Origin of the sequence: Terriglobus sp. YAF25 (genome assembly GCF_052113305.1) — a bacterium.
Lineage (GTDB): Bacteria > Acidobacteriota > Terriglobia > Terriglobales > Acidobacteriaceae > Terriglobus.
The window spans coordinates 1-3,151 of sequence record NZ_JBFRCY010000561.1 but is presented as its reverse complement, the minus strand read 5'-3'; the positions used below and the strand labels follow the sequence as shown (position 1 = coordinate 3,151).

Sequence of the window (3,151 nt, the reverse complement as noted above, 5' to 3'; positions counted from 1 at the left end):
CCTTCGCCGCGTCTCCACCCATAAGCACTGGGTGGTGTTGGAAGTCTCGAGCTTCCAGTTGGAGACGGTGACCCGTTTCCATCCGAAGATCGCCGTGGTCCTGAACATCACGCCCGACCATCTGGACCGTCATGGCACTTTTGAGGCCTACGCCGCGGCAAAGTACCGCATCACCATCGCGCAGGATCCCTCGGACTTCCTTGTATTGAACGCCGAAGATGTGCCCACGCAGTTGACTGCATCGCACACCAAGGCTGGTATTTATTGGTTCTCGCCCTCGCGTCAGATCAAGCAGGGAGCGTTTGTCCACGGCGACGGCATCTACTTCAAACAGAAGGAAGGCCATCGGCCGGAGCCAATCATGCCGACCAGCGAGATCCCCCTCAAGGGCGCGCACAATATTGAGAACGTCCTCGCAGCCATTACTGCAGCCAGGCTTGCGGGCGTCTCCAAAGAACAGGTCCGTGCGGGTGTAGCCAGCTTCAAGGCGGTAGAACACCGCCTGGAGTTCGTGCGCAAGGTGAACGGTGTGGACTACTACAACGACTCGAAGGCCACCAATGTGGATGCGACGGTGAAGGCGCTGGAGTCGTYTCCGAAGGGAATCCACCTGATTCTCGGAGGCAAGGACAAGGATTCGGACTACCGCGCGCTCGTGCCCCTGCTGAAAGACCGGGCTGTCGCTGTTTACACCATTGGTTCAGCCGCGGAAAAGATCGAGTCGCACCTTAACAAAGTAGTCAACATAGTTTCAGCGGGAACTTTGGAAAACGCACTCGCGCAGGCAAAGGAAGCTGCCCAACCAGGAGAAGTCGTCTTGTTGGCGCCTGCATGTGCGAGCTTCGACCAGTTCCAGAGTTACGAACACCGCGGCCGCGTCTTCAAGGAGACGGTAAACGGCTGGGCGGAGTAGGCCGGCACGACGGCGAGCCTGCCCGCTTCGGATGAAGGCAGGAAATGGCAAAGCGCGTCGGCGTCGATAAATGGTTGTTCTTCGTGGTGGTGCTGCTGGTCCTTATCGGGCTGGTGATGGTCTTTTCCGCTTCGGCGGTGATGGCCAAAGAGCGTTACGGCTCGCCTTATACCTTCGTCAGCAAGCAGGCGATGTGGGCCTTGCTTGGCCTGGGCGCACTGCTGGTGCTGATGCGCGTGGACTACCGCAAGTTCAATAACCCCAAGGTTGTTCTGCCGTCGGTCGCGATCACGATGCTGCTGTTGATCGGCGTCTTCGCGATGCGCGACTCGCACAATACGCATCGCTGGTTCAAGATTGGTCCGTTCTCCCTTCAGCCCTCTGAGATCGCCAAACCGGTGCTGGTGTTGTTTCTCGCGTGGTTTTTGCAGAACCGCATGCACTGCATGGACGATCTGAAAGGGACCATTCTGCGGGCGGCAACCCCGCCCTTGCTGATGATCGCCCTCGTCCTGAAGGAGCCCGATCTTGGCACCGCGCTCGTGTGTGCAGCGGTGCTGGCGCTGATGCTGTATCTCGCCGGTGCGCAGATGCGCTACTTCGCCATTGGAGCAGCGCTGGCTTCGCCGGTGATGTACTTCATGCTCTTCCATGTGGCCTGGCGCCGCGCCCGCATGCTGGCGTATATGGATCCCGAGAAGGATCCACGCGGAACGGGATTCCACATTCTGCAGTCGCTGATTGCCGTTGGCACCGGCGGCTTCCATGGGCTTGGCCTGATGGAAGGCCGGCAGAAGCTGTTCTACCTCCCCGAGCCGCACACGGACTTTATCTATGCCAATGTCTGCGAGGAGCTGGGACTGCTGGGGGCGCTATTCGTGGTCGCGCTCTTTGTCGTCCTCGGGTATCGCGGACTGCGTACAGCGTTTCTCTCGACCGACCCGTTTGCCCGGTTCCTGGCGTTTGGGCTTACCTGCGCGATCATCATCCAGGCCTTCTTCAATATCAGCGTGGTGCTGGCGCTGCTGCCCACCAAAGGCATCCCGCTGCCGTTTATCTCCTCGGGAGGCACAAGCGTATTTATCACCCTGGCCAGTATGGGTGTGCTGCTGAACATCTCGCGCGAGACCGATTAGAAACGATATAGGGATATAAGAATCAGATGAAAGTACTGATTGCCGGTGGCGGCACGGGTGGTCATGTTGTTCCGGCGCTCGCCATCGGACGTAAATTGCGTGATGCGTTTGGAGCCGAGGTGCGTTTTGTCGGCACCGAGCGTGGGCTTGAAACAAAGCTGATTCCGGAGGCTGGCTTCCCGCTGGAGCTGGTAAAGTCCGGCCAGTTGAAGAACGTCAGCGTGATGACACGTCTGAAGACCTTGACGGACCTTCCCCTCGGTGTGCTGCATTGCATTCGGCTCATCCGGAGTTTCCGGCCGGATGTCGTGGTGGGTGTCGGCGGCTATGCCAGCGGGCCGGCCATGGCCGCAGCGGTCTTGCTGAGGGTTCCCACGCTGGCCTATGAGCCAAACGCCTTGCCCGGCATGACCAACCGCCTGGTGGGCAAGTATGTCAGCGCTGCGGCCGTTGCCTATGAGCAGACGACGCACTATTTCCGCAATGCAACGGTGACCGGCGTGCCCGTCAGGCCGGAGATTTTTGACCTTCCTCGGAAGCCGGAGGGGGCACCCCCGCGGCTGCTGGTGACGGCTGGAAGCCAGGGAGCTGCAGTCTTCAATGAGTTCGTTCCGAAGATCGCTGCGCGTCTGCTTGAGACGATTTCGGGGCTGACCATCGTGCACCAGGCCGGAGCACGAAACCTGGAGAAGGCACGGGAGGCTTTTACGGCGAGTGGAGCGGATGGTACACGCATCGCCGTGGAGGCTTTCCTGAACGATATGCCGCAGCAGTACGCGGCAGCGGACGTCGTCCTGGCTCGTTCGGGGAGCACGGTTTCGGAATTGTGCGCGGCGGGCAAGCCGTCGCTCCTGGTGCCGCTTCCGCGGGCGGCCGACGACCACCAGCGGAAGAACGCCGAGGTGCTTGCAAATGTCGGTGCTGCTGTGTTGCTGCTGCAGAAGGATGTCACCGAGCAGAGCCTGCTGGAGGCTTTGGCGGGGTTGTTCACCGATCGGGAACGGCGAGAGAGGATGAGTGCAGCGGCACGATCGCTGGCGAGGCCGGGAGCTCTGGAACGAATTGTCGAGATGATACGAGGACTGGCGGACGGTAAAAAGGG

3 protein-coding genes are annotated in these 3,151 nt (G+C 60.2%); all 3 read left to right on the top strand.

What is annotated here, in order from left to right; all coding sequences use genetic code 11:
* Window positions 1-913 (top strand): UDP-N-acetylmuramoyl-L-alanine--D-glutamate ligase (gene murD / locus AB4043_RS20080; protein ID WP_442307892.1); only part of this gene is annotated, 913 nt, incomplete at its 5' end.
* 44 nt (window positions 914-957) lie between these two features.
* The gene (ftsW, locus tag AB4043_RS20075) at window positions 958-2,049 is read left to right on the top strand and encodes a putative lipid II flippase FtsW (protein WP_442300886.1); all 1,092 of its coding nucleotides are present in this window, start codon (window positions 958-960) and stop codon (window positions 2,047-2,049) included.
* A 26-nt stretch (window positions 2,050-2,075) separates the two neighbouring features.
* On the top strand, window positions 2,076-3,151 hold a 1,076-nt coding region (murG, locus tag AB4043_RS20070), incomplete at its 3' end, for an undecaprenyldiphospho-muramoylpentapeptide beta-N-acetylglucosaminyltransferase (RefSeq protein ID WP_442300887.1).